The organism is Allobosea sp. FG18, from assembly GCF_057809495.1.
Map to the genome: position 1 here is coordinate 115051 of NZ_JBMDKB010000005.1, position 14546 is coordinate 129596.

A 14546-nucleotide genomic window follows, 5' to 3' on the forward strand; every position below is an offset into this window, starting at 1 on the left:
TCCGGGTCAGGCGCTGGCGCGCACGACGTTGGCGAGCGGCTCGCCTGCGAAGCGACGCCTGATGTTGTCGGCGATGACCCCCTGCCGGCGGCTGATGGTGCCGCTCGTCCACCCGGACATATGCGGCGTCATTAAAACGTTTGAAAGCTCGTGGAAAGGCAGATTTGCAGGCAGCGGCGTGCTGTCCCCAGCCGTGGGGTAGCGATACCAGGTATCGATGATCGCCCCGCCGATCCGGCCGGCCCTCAGGGCATCGAACAGCGCCTGCTCGTCGATGGTCGGGCCGCGCCCGACATTGATCACGACGGCACCCGGTCTCATCGCGGCGAAGGCGGCGGCGCCGACGATCCCCCTGGTCTGGTCGGTGAACGGCACGGAGACGACGACGACATCGACAGAACCGCAGAACTCTTCCAGCGCATCGAGCGTGAAGGCGCGGTCGACCAGCGGCGAAGCCGGCACGATGCTGCGATTGGCGACATGGACCTTCATCTCAAAGGCCTTGGCCCGCGCCGCGATCGCCTTGCCGATATGCCCGAAGCCGAGCAGGCCGATGGTCTGGCCCGCGATCTCGCCATGGACGCGCTCCGGCGCGCCGGCCCAATAGGCCCAATCGCCCTGCCGCAAGCGCCGGTCGGCATCCGCCAGCGGGATGCTGCGCGCCAGCAGGGCCGCCATCACATATTCCGCGATCGCCTGTTCATGGCCGAAGCAGTTGCAGACTGCGGCCGAGGCTGGCAGCGCGTTGAGATCGACCATGTCGTAGCCGGCGCCCGGCACATGGAACAGCTTGAGCCCGGCGGGCTGCGGCAGATTGGCATCGAACTTCACGCCGACGATGACCTCGGCCTCGGCATAGGCCCTCTGGTCGCCCCCCGCTTCGAGATGGTCAGGCAGCAGCCGGATATCGGCCTTGTCGCCAACCAGCTCGTCAAAGCCGTGGCTGAAGGAAGCGGCGTTCTCGCCGTGGAAGACAATGCGCATGGTCCGATAATTCCTTCCGTCAGGTCTTCAGCAGCGGCTCGACCGCGCAATCCAGCAGGGATGGATCGATCGCCGCTTCCATCTCGTCGAACATGCCGTCCACGAAACCGATCAGCGCATCCGAGGCAGCGACAGCCTCATCCGCCCGGCGCGCCGCGATGGCGTTCAGCACGGCGATGTGGTGGTCGATCGAGACGGCGAGGCTGACCCGCTGCGGCATCGCGCTGTGATAGATGAAGCCGATGCGCCGGAAGATCGTATGCAGCGGGCGCAACGTGTGCTGAAGGAAAGGCTCCGCGGCGGCTGCCAGCACCGTCTCGTCGATCCGTCGATCCAGCGTGTTGAACTCCGCCAGGCTCAAGTTGTCGCGGCGCTCGCGCAGCAGGCGCTCGATATGCAAGAACTGGTTGCGATGGGAGGGGCCGGCTCTCTCGGCCGCAAGCCCGATGACGAAACGCTCGAGGTCGCGGCGCAGCCGCAGCAGCACACGTTCCCGCGCCAGGTCGATCGGCGCGATCTGGAGGCCATGGCGCGGGCGGACGACGATCAGCGTATCCGCAGCCAACCGGTTCACGGCGTGATGAACCGGCGTGCGGCCATAGCCCGTCATGTCCTGCAGATCCTGAAGCGACAGGAAGCGGCCGGGCGGCAGCTCGCAGGTGACCAACATCGCCTCGATCCGCTCATAGGCGAGCTCGAACAGGTTGACGCGATTGCGCCGCTTGGGCGCACTCGCCTCTTCTGCCTCGGCCTGTCGGGGCTGGACCGCAGCATGCGCCATTCCCGGTTTCCTCCATGAGAGCGCTCTTGATCGGCGCCTGTTGGGAGGAAGCGTAGACATGTTGTGAAATTTCACAAGAGGATGTTTCACCTCCGCGAAGGCGTGCGCCGGCCTGCACGGCTGAGGCTTGCGCGACCGACGCCGCCTATTAGGTGCTTGCCCTGACGGGAAGGCTTGTCCGGAAGGCTCGACTTCGGTCGAACCTGACGGATTCGTCGTCATTGCGAGAAGCTAAGCGACGAGGCAATCTAGGGGACTGGAGGCAGCTTCTCAGCCAGTCCCCTGGATTGCTTCGCTACGCTCGCAATGACGGCAGCCGCAGAGCGACATCGAGGCTGGCCGACTTCGAAGCGAGAGCCCGCAAAGAGCCCTTGCCGGATCAGCCCCAGGCGAACGACGACAGGCCGTAGCGCGGCAGCAGGCCTTCGCGTGCGAACAGCCGGCGGCAGCTCTCGGGATCGACCTTGCCGTCCCCGCTCCAGTCGAGATCACCGCGATGGATCCCGCCCGCGATGAAGGCGACATCGATCCCCGCCTGCGCCGCGCCGGCGACGTCGTGCTCCAGCGAATCCCCGATCGCGAGCAGGCGCTCGGCCGGACGATCGAGATAGCGCAGGCAGCTCCGGTAGATTCGCGGATGCGGCTTGCCGTGATAATGCACCGTCCCGCCCATCTCCTCGTAGATCAGCGCAGCCAGCCCCGGCGCCTCGTGGAGGGTACCGTCGGCATGGACGCGGTAGCGGTCGGGATTGCCGCAGATCATCGGCAGATCGCGCCGCAAGGCCTGCTCCAGCACCGGCTTCCAGCCCGCGACCGACTGGCTGTCGGGATCCATGCTCATCACGAACAGGAAGTCGGCCGCCTCGGCCGACCCGACCAGCGTCAGCCCGAGCCCGGCGGCCAGACGATCCTCGCCCGGCCGCGCGAGCAGCAGGCAGCGCGTGCCGAGATTGCGATAGGCCGGCTCGGAGCGTTCCAGCAGCGCCTCGCGCGCATCATCGCCTGCCGAGGCCACACGGTCGTAGAGATGGCGGGGGAAGCCCATGCTGGCGAGCACAGCCTCGTTGTCGCGCCCGCTCCGGCCCGAATTGGACAGGATGATCACAGCCTTACCGGCGGCCCGCAGGCGTTCGAGACAAGCGACCGCATCGGGATAGGGCCGGGTGCCGTCATGCAGCACGCCCCACTGATCGAGCAGGAAGCCGTCATAGCGGTCGACGAGGGCCGAAAGGCCGCCTGGAAAGGCGGTCTCGATCCGCGGTTCAGACAATGCGGGAGCGGACATAAGCCGAAAGCGCCTCGCTGATGATGACGATGCCGAGGATGGCGATCAGGATCACGATCGCCTGCGACCAGGCGAACTGGTTGATCGAGGCGTAGAGCAGGAGACCGATGCCGCCCGCGCCGACAAAACCCAGCACGCTCGATTCGCGCACGTTGATGTCCCAGCGGTAGATCGAGGTGCCGATCAGCACCGGCAGGATCTGCGGCAGGATCGCGACACCATAGACCTGCAAGGTGCTGGCCCCGGTCGATTCCACCGCCTCGATCTGGCCCGCATCGACCTCCTCGATCGCCTCGGCGACGAGCTTGGCGATGAAGCCGATCGAGCGGGCCGCGACCGCGCAGATGCCGGCGACCGGTCCCGGCCCGAAGATCGCGACGAAGACGAGGCCCCAGATCACCGTGTTGATCGAGCGCGACATGACCAGCATGGCCCGGCCGATCAGCCAGGTCGTCTGGTTGTAGGTGGTGTTGCGCGCCGCGAGGAAGGCGACCGGCAGCGCGAAGACGATGGCGATCATCGTGCCGAGCGTCGCGATATGCAGCGTCTCGATCAGTGGCTGGACGATGCGCGGCAGATAGGTCCAGCGCGGCGGCCACATCCGCGAGATCAGGTCGGCGGCCTGCTCATGCGCATCGGCGAAGAAGGCCCATTCGATGTCGAGCGCCGAGACCGACCAGGCGGCGGCGATGGCAATACCGCCGAGCCAGATCCACTGCACGATGCGCTCGCGCAACGAATAGCGCTCCCAATGATCGGGATAGCTGCGCTTCGGCGTGCTGCCTTGCGGGAGCTGATGCGCGGTCATCTCAGCCTCCGCCGGGCCCAGTCGCTGAACCATTCGCCGAAGGCGACCATCGCCGCGATCGTCAGCAGGATCGCGCTGGCGAAGTCGAAATCATAGCGCGAGAACGAGGCCGAGAGCGTCTGGCCGATGCCGCCGGCGCCGACGATGCCGATCACGGTCGAGTGCCGCAGATTGGAATCGAGCCGGTAGATCAGCACGCCCAGCGTCTTGACCAGAACCTGCGGCACCACCGCGTAGAAGAACGTCTGGCCGAAGCTCGCGCCGGTCGCGCGGATCGCCTCGACCGGGCCGGGCTTCATGTTCTCGATATCCTCGGCCAGCATCTTGCCGAGGAAGATCGCCGAGGAGAAGGCGAGCGTCAGCAGCCCCGCGACCGGGCCGAAGCCGAACAGCTTCACGAAGAAGATCGCGATGATGACCTCGTGGAAGGTCCGGCCGATGACGATGAAGCCGCGCGCCAGCAGATAGAGCGGGCGCGGCGAGAGATTGGCGGCCGCAGCGATGCCGATCGGGATCGACAGGACCGCGCCGATGATCGTCGCGGCGATGGCGATCTGCACGCTCTCGACCATGCCCGTCAGCAGCAGGTGCCAGCGGCTGAAATCGGGCGGCATCATCCGCGCCAGGATATCCCAGGCGCGCGGCAGGCCGGCCAGCATCCGGGCCGTGTCGACATTGAGCGTCGAGAGCGACCAGACCAGATAGGCGCAGACCAGCGCCCAGAAGGCGAGCCGCCGGCCGGGGCTGCCGAAGATGCTCGGCGCGCGCCAGCGGCTGGGATAGGTAGAGGCGGCCGTGGTCATGACAGCGCGCCGACCGGCGCCATCGTCGCGGCCGAGGCGGGAGCCTCGTCGTCCTCGTCCCGCGGGGTCGACCAATCTTCCTCGCCGTAGATCCGGGTCAGCGCCGCATCGGTCAGGGCCGAGGCCTCCGCGTCGAAGACGATCAGCCCGTCCTTCATGCCGATGATGCGGTCGGCATGGGCGCGGGCGAGCGCGACGTCGTGAATATTGATGATCGCCGGGGTCTGGCGCTCGGCCACGAGCTCGCGCACGAGACGCATGATCTGGCGCGAGGTCTTGGGGTCGAGGCTCGCGGTCGGCTCGTCCAGCAGCAGCAGGTCCGGCCGCTGCATCAGGGCGCGCGCGATACCGACACGCTGGCGCTGGCCGCCGGAGAGAGCGTCCGCCCGCTGGTTGTGGTAGCCGTCGAGCCCGACGCGGTCGAGCAGCGCGAAGGCGGCCTGGATATCCTCGGGCGGGAAGCGGTAGCGCAGCGAGGCGAAGAGCCCGGTATAGCCGAGCCGCCCCGAGAGCACGTTCTGCATGACGCTGAGCCGCTCGACCAGGTTGTACTCCTGGAAGATCATGCCAATCCGGCGCCTGGCCGCGCGCAAACCCTTGCGGTCGAGCGCGACGATATCCTCGCCGTTGAGCCGCACGCTGCCGGCGGTCGGCTCGACCAGCCGGTTGATGCAGCGGATGAAGGTGCTTTTGCCGGCGCCGGACGAGCCGATCACCGCCACGAGCTGCGGCCGGTCGATCACGACATCGACGCCGCCCAGCGCCTTCTTGCCGGTCGGATAGACCTTGGCCAGCCCCGTGACGGCCAGCAGCGGAGCGCCGCCGGCCGAGATCCCCGAAACAGCCGACATCAATCGCCCTTCAGCTTGGCCAGGCCGTCCTGGGTATAGGTGATGCCGCTGTCGCGCTGGATGACGATGATGTCCGACCAGGCCGCTTTGTAAGTCAGTTCCTTGAAGCCCTTGGTGTCCTTGAACTCCTTGGCGAGCCCGGATTTGAGGAAGTCGAAGGAGAGGAAGGCCTGCTTGATCTTGGCCTGGAGCTCAGGGTTCAAGTCATGGGCGAGGCCGAAGGCGGTGCGCGGGAAGGGCGAGGATTCGTAGACGATGCGGATATCGTCGCGCTTGAACATGCCGCGATCGGCCATGCGCTCGACCACGCTGGAGGCGACGGGCGCCGCGTCATAGTCCTTGTTGACCACGCCCATGATCGAATTGTCGTGCTTGCCGGAATAGAGGACCTCGTAGTCCTTGCCGGGCACGACGCCCTTCTCCTTGAACAGGATACGCGGCGCGGTGTCGCCGGAGTTCGAGGAGGGCGCGACATGGGCGACGCGCTTGCCCTTGAGATCGGCGATCGACTGGATCGGGCTGCCCTTGGGCACGATCAGCTGCAGCGTGTAGCCGATCGAATTGTCGTGTTTCTCCATTGCCACGATCGGCCGGAAGCCGGCGAGGTTGACGGCGAAGGGCGTCGGCCCGCTGGCGACGCCGGCAATGTGCAGGCGGCCCGAACGCAACGCCTCGACCTGCGCCGCATAGGATTCGGCGCCGAACCATTTGATCTTCTTGCCGGTGACCTTGGTGAGATGCGCCAGGAAATCGGCGAAGACGTTCTCGTAGACCGACGGATCCTCGACCGGCGTATAGGAGAAGATCAACGTGTCCGGGTCCTTCTGCCGCGCCTTGTCGCTCGGGATGTCGGCAAGCAGGTCGCCATCGGCGTCGCAATAGCGGGCGTCGAGCGTCCCGCGACTCGGGCAATTCTGCGCCTGCGCCGGGCTGGCCAGGCCGAAGCCGAGCGCGATCAAGCATAGGGACGCGATCTTGGCGCGCAGCATGGTAACCTCCCTGGAAACGGCGGCGCCCTGACGGCGCTCGTGTAAGATTTCTTCCATCCTGATCAAAAGCGATCATGGACGCAAGGGTGCCGGCTAAAGATTTGGCGGGAGGACAGGCCGCTTCAGGCGACGAGCCAGCGCGTGCCGCTGCGCTCCCAGCTCGCGCGCAGGCGCGCGCTTGGCTCGGCATCGACGACGACGAGGCTCAGCGCCTCGGGCGGCGCGACGCGGGCCGTGCCTGTCTGCTCGAACTTGGTGCGGTCGGCCAGCGCGAGGCTCTGCCGGGCACGGCCCATCGCGGCCTGGCGCACCGCGATCTTCTCGAGGTCGAAATCCATCGGCGCGCCGTCATCGTCGAAGCCGCCGAGCCCGATCAAGGCATAGTCGAAGCGGAAGCCCATGATGCTGGCGATCGCGGCCTGCCCGACGAGCGAGCCATTGGCGCCGCGCGTCGTGCCGCCGGTCACGACCACGTCGAAGACGCCATGGCTGCAGAAGATCTGCGCGACGGAGACGCTCGCCGTCACCACCCTGAGGCCGGGCTTGTTGATGAGCGCGCGCGCCGCCGCCTCGACAGTGGTGCCGACATCGAGAAAGACCGAGGCTCCGGGCGGCACGATCCGCGCCACCGCGGCGCCGATCCGCTCCTTGCCGCGCGGCGAGACGGTGAGCTTCTGGGCATAGGCCGAGCGGATGCCGCCGGAGGCGAGCCCGGCCCCGCCGTGGAAGCGCTGCAGGAAATTGCCGGCCTGCAACCTGATGATCTCGCGCCGGACCGTCTGCGCCGAGACGCCGAAACGCTCGGCCAACGTCTCGATCGTGGTAAAGCCGAGCTCCTGCACGAGGTCGAGGATCTGCCGCTGGCGCGGCGTCAGGGTCTCGGTATCGGGAGCGGTAGGGCTCATCGCGTATCCGTGCCAGACGTGCAGGGCACGGAAAAGCTGCCCGGCCACGCGCGTATGATACCCGCCCGGCCCGAAATGCAAGCGGGACCAGATGCGGCCTAGCTGCCGCTGCCCCAAAGTGCGTGGACGGATTGCACGATGGCGAAGCCACTGACGGCGAGCAGGATCACGATCGCGACGATGCGATAGTGCCGCTGCAAGGCGGAGCGGAACAGGCGCGTGCCGATCACCTGCCCAACGAAGAGCGCGGGCACGGTCACGGCCGCCAGCAGGATCGTCGAGGCTCCCATCAACCCGGATGCGCCCGCGAAACCGATCGCGACGGTGTCGGAGAGCAGGAAATACAGGACGATGGACGCGCGCCCGACATGCATCGCCGTCTGAGCGTTCAGGTAGAACAGCACGACGGGCGGGCCGCTCATCGCCGCGGCGCCGTTGAGCAGGCCGGAGAGGATACCGACGCCGAAGGTCGCGGGCGCCCCCGGCTCGCGGCTCGCCTCCAGCCCGGCGGCGAGCGCGCAGGTCGTCGCGAGCACCACGAGCGCGATGACGAGGCGCATCACGTCGGCCGGCAGGGCGGCGAGACCATAGAGCCCGATCGGCGTCGCCAGCAACGCGCCGCCGACGAGCAGCAGGACCGAGCGCAGATGCGCCGCACGCCACAGGCCGGGCAGCAGTTGCAGGCTGCCGACCACTTCCAGAAGCAGCACCATCGGCACGGCAGTGACGGGATCGGCGATCAGGGCGAGCAGCGGCACGGCCACCAGCGCGAAGCCGAAGCCGGTATAGCCGCGCATGATCGCCGTCAGGAAAACGACGAGGATGCAGGCTGAAACCTGCCCCGCGCTGAACGGCAGCAGCAAGCCGGCGATCGTCATGAAGCTCCCCCGAACTGGCCAACGCCGTATGGGCGCGGCCGAGCCGCCTGCCTAGAGCAGTTCCGGCAAAACTGCTTGGCGGATTTGCGTGAAGTCCAAGCGCTCCGGCGACAGCTCAGGCGCGAGCCATGAGGGTATGCATCAGCGAGGGGTGCCGGCCTCCAGCAGCGTGACCATGGCAGCGTAGCCCCGCGCCCGAGCGTGCTGCAGCGGCGTCGCGCCCTGCCGATCGGCGAGATTGCGGTTGGCGCCGGCCGCGAGCAGAGACCGTACGGTCTCGACATGGCGCTTGCCGCCATCGCCGAGGATCACCGCCTCGATCAAGGCCGTCCAGCCGAGATTATTGACATGGTCGAGCGGCGCGCCAGCCTTGATCAGCTCGCGGACGATGCCGTCATGACCGAGATGGGCGGCGGCGATCAGCGCCGTCCCGTCATAGCGACTGGTGGTGAGCTTTGCCGAGGCGCCCGAGGCCAACAGGGCCTTCAGCGCCAACACGTCGTCGCTCACCGATACGATGGTGACGGCGTCATAGCGCTGGTTGTCGAACAGGCCGGGATCGGCTCCGGCGGCGATCAGCGCGCGGATCGCCTCGACCTGCCCGCTGAAGGCCGCGACATGCAGGGGCGTGCGGCCGTTGCCGTCGCGTGCGTCAAGCCCCTCACGGGCTCCTGCGAGGCGACGGATGGCAGCGACATCGCCGGAGGCCGCCGCCGCGTGCAGACCACGATAGGCGGCGAGTTCGGCAGCATCGGGCGGCGTCTGCGCGACGGCCGGGCCGGTCAGGGTGGCCGCGACCAAAGCGGCAGCGATCAGCAGCATCCTCACCATCACCGCGCTCCTCCCTTGCGAAAATATGACGAAGCAGGCGGCCGCTTCCGCAACCGCCTGCCCGGTTTCAGACCGAGTTCAGGCTCAGCGCAGCTTCGCCTTCACCTTCTCGATGCCGGCATTGGCGCATTCCTCGTCGAGATGGCCGCCCGGCGCGCCACCGACGCCGACCGCACCGATCACCTCGTCGCCGACCTTGACCGGCACGCCGCCGCCGAGCAGCAAGAAGCCTTCGATCGAGGCGAGATGGCGCGCGGCCGGGTTCTTCTCGGCGCCTTCGGCGATCGCGCTGGTGACATTGCGGGCCGAAGCGGCCGTGAAGGCCTTGTCGCGGCTGGCGGCGACGGTGTGCGGGCCGGCCCGGTCGGCGCGGAGCACGGCACGAACGACGCCCGCGCGGTCGACGACCGTGGCCGCCACATTGAAGTTCTTGGCGGCGCAGGCCTCGACGGTCGCCTGGGCGATTTCCTGGGCGATGGCGAGCGGCATGTTGCGCTCCTGCAGGACCTGGGCGCCGGCAGCGGCCGGAACGAGCGCGAGCACAACGGCAGCAGCGGCGAAACGGATCTGGGTCATGATCTCTCCGGGACTTGAGCGGGGGCGAGCCGTAAGCTCGATGACCGCAAGCTAGCCGGTCCCGTCAGGCGTTTTGATCGGTGCGGTGCCGGAGCCGCCTCCGTAATCCTACGGAGAGACCGCCCTCACCCCTCCAGCGCGAAGCGTACCATCTCGGCGACGGAGCCCGCCCCGAGCTTCTCTGCGATATGGGCGCGGTGGGTCTCGACGGTCCGCGGCGAGACGTCGAGCGCCCGCGCGATCTCCTTGGTCGACAGCCCCTCGGCAACGAGAGCGAGGATCTCGCGCTCACGCTGGGTGAGCCTCGCCATGAGAGCATCGCGGCCGGCGCGGGCGGCTTTATCCTGGTTGCGCTGATCGAGCGTCCCGAAAGCCGCCTCGATCGCTTCGAGCAGAACCTGCTCGTCGATCGGCTTGGTCAGGAAATCGACCGCGCCGGCCTTGAAGGCGCGCCGGCAGGCGGCGACGTCGCCATGGCCGGTGATCATCACCGTCGGCATGCCGCCGGCCTCCTTGGCCATGCGTTCCAGCAGTTGCAGGCCGGAGGTGCCGGGCATGCGGATATCGACGACGAGGCAGCCGTCCTGACGCGGGTCGGGCCGGTCGAGGAAGGGCTGCACGCCAGGGAAAGCGCGCGGCGCGAAGCCCATCGTGCGCAGCAGCAGGACGAGCGCGTCGCGCACATCGGCATCGTCGTCGATCAGGTAGACGGTCCGCGCTGCGGGCTTCATTCGGCGGCCATCCCGAGCTCGACTGCAAGCGCAGGGAAGCGCACGCTGAAGATCGCGCCACGCTCCGCCCCGTTACGCGCGGCGATCCGCCCTCCGGCCGCTTCGACCAATCGCTCGCAGAGCGGCAATCCGAGCCCCATGCCGCTGCTCTTGGTGGTGAAGAACGGCTCGAACAGGCGGGCCATGTCGGCCTCGGCGATGCCCGGCCCATCATCCGCCACGGTGATCTCGGCCTCCCCGTCGACGAGGCGCGTGGCCAGCACGATCTCGCGCCGCCCGGCCGGCATGGCCTCGACCGCCTCCGCCGCGTTGCGGACGAGATTATGCACGACCTGCTCGATCGAAACCCGGTCCAGCAGGGCCTGGGGCCCGGGCTCGCTCAGCTCCAGCCGAAGCGTGACGCCTCGCTCCTGAAGGTCGCGCTGGCTGAGCTCGACGACGTTGCTGACGATCCGGTTGAGATCGTTCGGCTGCCGCTGCGGCTCCCGCCGCGTCACATAGGCCCGCAACCGCTCCAGGATCTCGCCGGCCCGGCGCGCGTGCCGGACATTCGCCTCCAACACCCCGACGAGATCGCCGGGCACGACCTCGGCCGACCGGGCGAGCCGCAGGCCCGCCTGACTCTGGCTCAGGATCGCCGTCAATGGCTGGGTGATCTCATGCGCGATGCCGGAGGCCATTTCGCCGACGGTGTTGACCCGCATCGCATGGGCAAGTCGTGCATCGTGCTCGTGCAGGCGCACCGCCTCGCGCGCCCGCCGGCTGGCGCGCCGCTCGCGCAGCACCGCCAGCAGCAGGAAAAGGCCGAGCCCCGCGGCGATCGGCCAGCCGAACAACAGGCCCGGCGGCAGCAATTCGACGAAGGCCGGCCGCCGCGCCAGCTCCAGGACGAGCGGTTGCGACCGGCTGCCCAGCGCCTTCGCGAAGGCGATCTCCGGGATAGATGCCCCGGCTTGCAGCGGCCAGCCATGCTGGACGATCGCGGTCCCGGCCGCATCGCTCAGCTTCAGCGCCGCATCATCAGGCAGACCGCCTTCCGGCTCGGTCAGCAGCCGGGCATCGATGACGAGAACCAGCGCCCGCGGCCCGTGGCCGACATCCGGCACGCGCTTGACCAGAGCGTAGAACGGACTGCCCGAGCGGCTGGCGAGCGTAACGGCCTGGCCCGGCGCCAGCGCACTCACGCGCGCAGACAGTGTCGCCGGATCGAAATCCGCAAGACTGGGCGGCACGCTGCCGGCAGAAGCCGTCTCGATCAGCTCGACCGCGGCGATGCGTGGATAGAAGCGCTGCATCGCCTCGATCACGGCCCGGAAGCTCGCCGATTCCGCATTCGAACTGGCGAGCACCGCAGCCAGGCTGGTGAGATGCGCGTCATGCTGCTCGACACGCTGCGAGACGATGCGATGCAGCGTTGTTCCCTCGCGCTGGAGCGCCTCGCTCGCACGCATGAATTCAACGGCGGCGCCGAGCCCCAGCCCAGCCAGTGCCAGCGGAACCCACAACAGCAGGAAAGGGGCGAGGCGCGGTGTCAAGGATTTCATCCGGTTTCAAGCCGAGCTTACAGCGCCGGGCGCCAGCCGTCACTGTCGGGGCGAAGAGCAAGTGCTGTAACGCGAAGGGAGAAAATCCCTCGCCGCAGACGCCTGCAATGCTCTTGCGGACGCCATCGAGCCCCAATAGGCTCCTCTTCGACGTGCCGGAGACAGGCGCGCATAAGGGGAAACGCCTATGTCAAAGATGATCACCAAAATGGTCGCATTCGGCCTTGCCGCTGCGGCCTTTTCCGTATTTGCGGCGCCGGCCTCGGCACAGGCAACGCTCGAAGCCGTGAGGAAGCGCGGCAAGGTGCTCTGCGGCGTCTCCCCGACGGCCCCGGGCTTCTCCTATGCCGACGACAAGGGCGTCCGCCAGGGCTTCGACGCCGATGTCTGCCGCGCCGTCTCCTCCGCCGTCTTCGGTGCGCCGGACAAGGTCGATTTCGTCCCGCTGAACACCAATGTCCGCTTCCAGGGTCTGCAGTCCGGCGAGGTCGACCTGCTCTCGCGCCAGACCACGGCGACCTTCTCGCGCGACACTTCGCTCGGCCTCGATTTCGCGCCGGTGGTCTTCTATGACGGCCAGGGTCTGATGGTGTCGAGCAAGCTCGGCGTGAAGAGCGCGTCGGAACTCTCGCAATCGGCCGTCTGCATCCTGCCGGGCACGACGACGCTGCAGAACCTCGAGGACTACTTCAAGCCGCGCAACATCAAGTACGAGGCCGTCGTCTTCGAGAACCCCGACGAGTGGCGCAACGCCTTCTTCTCCGGCCGCTGCGACGTCATCACCACCGACCGCTCGGACCTCGCCTCGGTGCGCGCCATCGCCAACGATCCGAAGCAATACGTCATCCTGCCCGAGACGATCTCCAAGGAGCCGCTCGCCCCGGTCGTCCGTCAGAACGACAGCAACTGGCGCGACATCGTCTCCTGGACCGTCAATGCCCTGATCGCTGCCGAGGAATACGGCATCACCAAGGGCAATATCGACGAGCAGCTCAAGAGCAAGGACCCCGAGACCCAGCGCCTGCTCGGCGTCAACGGCGACCTCGGCAAGATGCTGAACCTCGACAACAAATGGGCCTATAACGCGATCAAGCAGCTCGGCAATTACGGCGAGCTCTTCGAGCGCCATCTCGGCGAGAAGACCCCGCTCGGCCTCACGCGCGGCCCCAACCAGCTCTGGAACAAGGGCGGCCTGATCTACTCCCCGCCGTTCCGGTGACCCTCGCCATCGCATCGGACCGGAAAGTGGATTCCACTTTCCGGACGGTCCGGCGCGACAACAAGCACATCGATCGCCATTGCCGCGTCCGGCGGGACGCGACACGATCTGCCATGCGTTCCCACCTTTGACCTGACACCATCGGCCGCCACCTGGCGACCGATTCGTCCCCAGCCCGGAACAGCCCGATGGCCACCTCCGATTCCAGCCCGGTGCGGCTGCTCTATGACGTGCGCGTTCGCGCCGTGCTCTATCAGGTCGTCGCGGTTGCACTCGTCGTCGGCATCGGCCTGTATCTCTTCGACACCGTCTCGCGGAAGCTGGCGGCGCAGAACATCGCGACCGGCTTCGACTATCTGTCCCGGCCCGCCGGCTTCGTCATCAGCCAGTCCTTCATCTCCTACGATTCCGGCAACAGCTATGGCCGCGCCATCCTGGTCGGCCTGCTCAACACGATCTGGGTCTCGGTCTTCGCCGTCATCATCTCGACCGTGCTCGGCCTCGTCGTCGGCATCGCCCGGCTATCGCGCAACCCGCTGCTCTCGACGCTGGCGCTGATCTATGTCGAGGCGCTGCGCAATGTGCCGCTGCTGCTCTATCTCTTCCTCTGGTACGCGCTCATCGTCGCGGTCTTCCCGCCGGTGCGCGAGGCCTGGCAGATCCTGCCCGAGGTGTTCCTCAGCAATGGCGGCCTGATCGTACCATCGCTGCGCTGGTCGCCGGCCCATACCGGCGTGCTGGCCGCCGTCGTGCTCGGCATCGTGCTGGCCTGCGTCGTCGCCTCGGCCTTCCGCCGCAAGCGCGTCGCCACCGGCCAGAGCCGCATGGCCTGGCCCTATATCCTTGCCGCGCTCGCCGTCCCGATCCTCCTGGCCATGCTGGTCTTCCAGCCGGACATGGTGGTGAACTGGCCGGAGAAGGGGCGCTTTCGCATCACCGGCGGCCTGCAGGTCACGCCGGAATTCACCGCGCTGCTGGTCGGGCTCGGGCTCTCCGCCTCGGCCGGCATCGCCGAGACCGTCCGCGCCGGTATCCTCTCGGTCGGGCGCGGCCAATGGGAGGCGGCGCGCTCCGTCGGGCTGCATGACCGCCAGACCATGCGGCTCGTCGTGCTGCCGCAGGCCTTGCGCGTGATCATCCCGCCGCTGACCAGCTCCTATCTCTCGACCTTCAAGAACTCGTCGCTCGCCATCGCCATCGGCTATCCCGACCTTGTCATGGTCTCGAACACCACGATGAACCAGACCGGACAGGCGATCGAGGGCATCGCCATCTTCATGCTGGTCTATCTGGGCATGTCGATCACGATCTCCATGCTGATGAACTGGTACAACGCCCGCGTCGCGCTGGTGGAGCGTTGA

15 protein-coding genes are annotated in these 14546 nt (G+C 67.5%); 2 read left to right on the forward strand and 13 right to left on the reverse strand.

Annotation, left to right across the window (positions count from 1 at the left end; translation table 11 throughout):
• Positions 1-6: 6 nt before the first annotated feature.
• The 13 genes from ACODTJ_RS07660 to ACODTJ_RS07720 all read right to left on the reverse strand — a co-directional run bounded on the left by ACODTJ_RS07660 (position 7) and on the right by ACODTJ_RS07720 (position 11957).
• Positions 7-984 (reverse strand): 2-hydroxyacid dehydrogenase, encoded by a 978-nt coding sequence (locus tag ACODTJ_RS07660; RefSeq protein ID WP_454654791.1) that lies wholly within the window; start codon positions 982-984, stop codon positions 7-9.
• 19 nt (positions 985-1003) lie between these two features.
• Positions 1004-1765 (reverse strand): GntR family transcriptional regulator, encoded by a 762-nt coding sequence (locus tag ACODTJ_RS07665; protein WP_454654790.1) that lies wholly within the window; start codon positions 1763-1765, stop codon positions 1004-1006.
• A gap of 379 nt (positions 1766-2144) precedes the next feature.
• Entirely contained in the window at positions 2145-3050 is a 906-nt protein-coding gene (locus ACODTJ_RS07670; protein WP_454654789.1) for a TIGR01459 family HAD-type hydrolase, read from the reverse strand.
• Entirely contained in the window at positions 3028-3858 is an 831-nt protein-coding gene (phnE, locus tag ACODTJ_RS07675) for a phosphonate ABC transporter, permease protein PhnE (RefSeq protein WP_454654788.1), read from the reverse strand. The genes ACODTJ_RS07670 and phnE (ACODTJ_RS07675) overlap by 23 nt, the downstream gene beginning before the upstream one ends.
• Positions 3855-4661 (reverse strand): phosphonate ABC transporter, permease protein PhnE, encoded by an 807-nt coding sequence (phnE, locus tag ACODTJ_RS07680; protein WP_454654787.1) that lies wholly within the window; start codon positions 4659-4661, stop codon positions 3855-3857. Before phnE (ACODTJ_RS07680) ends, phnE (ACODTJ_RS07675) begins: the two co-directional genes overlap by 4 nt.
• Positions 4658-5473 carry a phosphonate ABC transporter ATP-binding protein gene (gene phnC / locus ACODTJ_RS07685; RefSeq protein WP_454658929.1) on the reverse strand — a complete coding sequence of 272 codons (816 nt, stop codon included), beginning with the start codon at positions 5471-5473 and terminating at the stop codon, positions 4658-4660. The genes phnE (ACODTJ_RS07680) and phnC overlap by 4 nt, the downstream gene beginning before the upstream one ends.
• A 38-nt stretch (positions 5474-5511) precedes the next feature.
• Complete coding sequence (gene phnD / locus ACODTJ_RS07690) at positions 5512-6501, reverse strand: phosphate/phosphite/phosphonate ABC transporter substrate-binding protein (protein WP_454654786.1); 990 nt, start codon at positions 6499-6501, stop codon at positions 5512-5514.
• Positions 6502-6623: 122 nt separating this feature from the next.
• Entirely contained in the window at positions 6624-7406 is a 783-nt protein-coding gene (locus ACODTJ_RS07695) for a DeoR/GlpR family DNA-binding transcription regulator (protein ID WP_454654784.1), read from the reverse strand.
• Between the two features lie 98 nt (positions 7407-7504).
• A complete protein-coding gene (locus ACODTJ_RS07700) occupies positions 7505-8284 on the reverse strand; it encodes a TSUP family transporter (RefSeq protein WP_454654783.1) in 780 nt (259 codons plus the stop codon).
• Positions 8285-8425: 141 nt separating this feature from the next.
• Complete coding sequence (locus tag ACODTJ_RS07705) at positions 8426-9115, reverse strand: ankyrin repeat domain-containing protein (RefSeq protein ID WP_488848055.1); 690 nt, start codon at positions 9113-9115, stop codon at positions 8426-8428.
• Between the two features lie 84 nt (positions 9116-9199).
• Complete coding sequence (locus ACODTJ_RS07710) at positions 9200-9691, reverse strand: GlcG/HbpS family heme-binding protein (RefSeq protein ID WP_454654781.1); 492 nt, start codon at positions 9689-9691, stop codon at positions 9200-9202.
• Positions 9692-9816: 125 nt separating this feature from the next.
• On the reverse strand, positions 9817-10422 hold the full coding sequence (locus ACODTJ_RS07715; protein WP_454654779.1) for a response regulator transcription factor: 606 nt from the start codon (positions 10420-10422) through the stop codon (positions 9817-9819).
• On the reverse strand, positions 10419-11957 hold the full coding sequence (locus ACODTJ_RS07720; RefSeq protein WP_454654777.1) for a sensor histidine kinase: 1539 nt from the start codon (positions 11955-11957) through the stop codon (positions 10419-10421). Before ACODTJ_RS07720 ends, ACODTJ_RS07715 begins: the two co-directional genes overlap by 4 nt.
• Before the next feature lie 205 nt (positions 11958-12162).
• Here ACODTJ_RS07720 and ACODTJ_RS07725 point away from each other — a divergent pair, with 205 nt between their 5' ends.
• The gene (locus ACODTJ_RS07725) at positions 12163-13185 is read left to right on the forward strand and encodes an amino acid ABC transporter substrate-binding protein (RefSeq protein WP_454658928.1); all 1023 of its coding nucleotides are present in this window, start codon (positions 12163-12165) and stop codon (positions 13183-13185) included.
• A 188-nt stretch (positions 13186-13373) separates the two neighbouring features.
• The gene (locus tag ACODTJ_RS07730; protein ID WP_454654775.1) at positions 13374-14546 is read left to right on the forward strand and encodes an amino acid ABC transporter permease; all 1173 of its coding nucleotides are present in this window, start codon (positions 13374-13376) and stop codon (positions 14544-14546) included.

Coding starts and splice junctions, on each gene's coding strand:
- ACODTJ_RS07725 (WP_454658928.1), top strand. CDS start 12,163: ATGATCACCAAAATGGTCGCATTCGGCCTTGCCGCTGCGGCCTTTTCC.
- ACODTJ_RS07660 (WP_454654791.1), bottom strand. CDS start 984: ATGCGCATTGTCTTCCACGGCGAGAACGCCGCTTCCTTCAGCCACGGC.
- ACODTJ_RS07695 (WP_454654784.1), bottom strand. CDS start 7,406: ATGAGCCCTACCGCTCCCGATACCGAGACCCTGACGCCGCGCCAGCGG.
- ACODTJ_RS07730 (WP_454654775.1), top strand. CDS start 13,374: ATGGCCACCTCCGATTCCAGCCCGGTGCGGCTGCTCTATGACGTGCGC.
- phnE (WP_454654788.1), bottom strand. CDS start 3,858: ATGACCGCGCATCAGCTCCCGCAAGGCAGCACGCCGAAGCGCAGCTAT.
- phnE (WP_454654787.1), bottom strand. CDS start 4,661: ATGACCACGGCCGCCTCTACCTATCCCAGCCGCTGGCGCGCGCCGAGC.
- ACODTJ_RS07700 (WP_454654783.1), bottom strand. CDS start 8,284: ATGACGATCGCCGGCTTGCTGCTGCCGTTCAGCGCGGGGCAGGTTTCA.
- ACODTJ_RS07705 (WP_488848055.1), bottom strand. CDS start 9,115: ATGGTGAGGATGCTGCTGATCGCTGCCGCTTTGGTCGCGGCCACCCTG.
- ACODTJ_RS07665 (WP_454654790.1), bottom strand. CDS start 1,765: ATGGCGCATGCTGCGGTCCAGCCCCGACAGGCCGAGGCAGAAGAGGCG.
- ACODTJ_RS07670 (WP_454654789.1), bottom strand. CDS start 3,050: ATGTCCGCTCCCGCATTGTCTGAACCGCGGATCGAGACCGCCTTTCCA.
- phnD (WP_454654786.1), bottom strand. CDS start 6,501: ATGCTGCGCGCCAAGATCGCGTCCCTATGCTTGATCGCGCTCGGCTTC.
- ACODTJ_RS07710 (WP_454654781.1), bottom strand. CDS start 9,691: ATGACCCAGATCCGTTTCGCCGCTGCTGCCGTTGTGCTCGCGCTCGTT.
- ACODTJ_RS07715 (WP_454654779.1), bottom strand. CDS start 10,422: ATGAAGCCCGCAGCGCGGACCGTCTACCTGATCGACGACGATGCCGAT.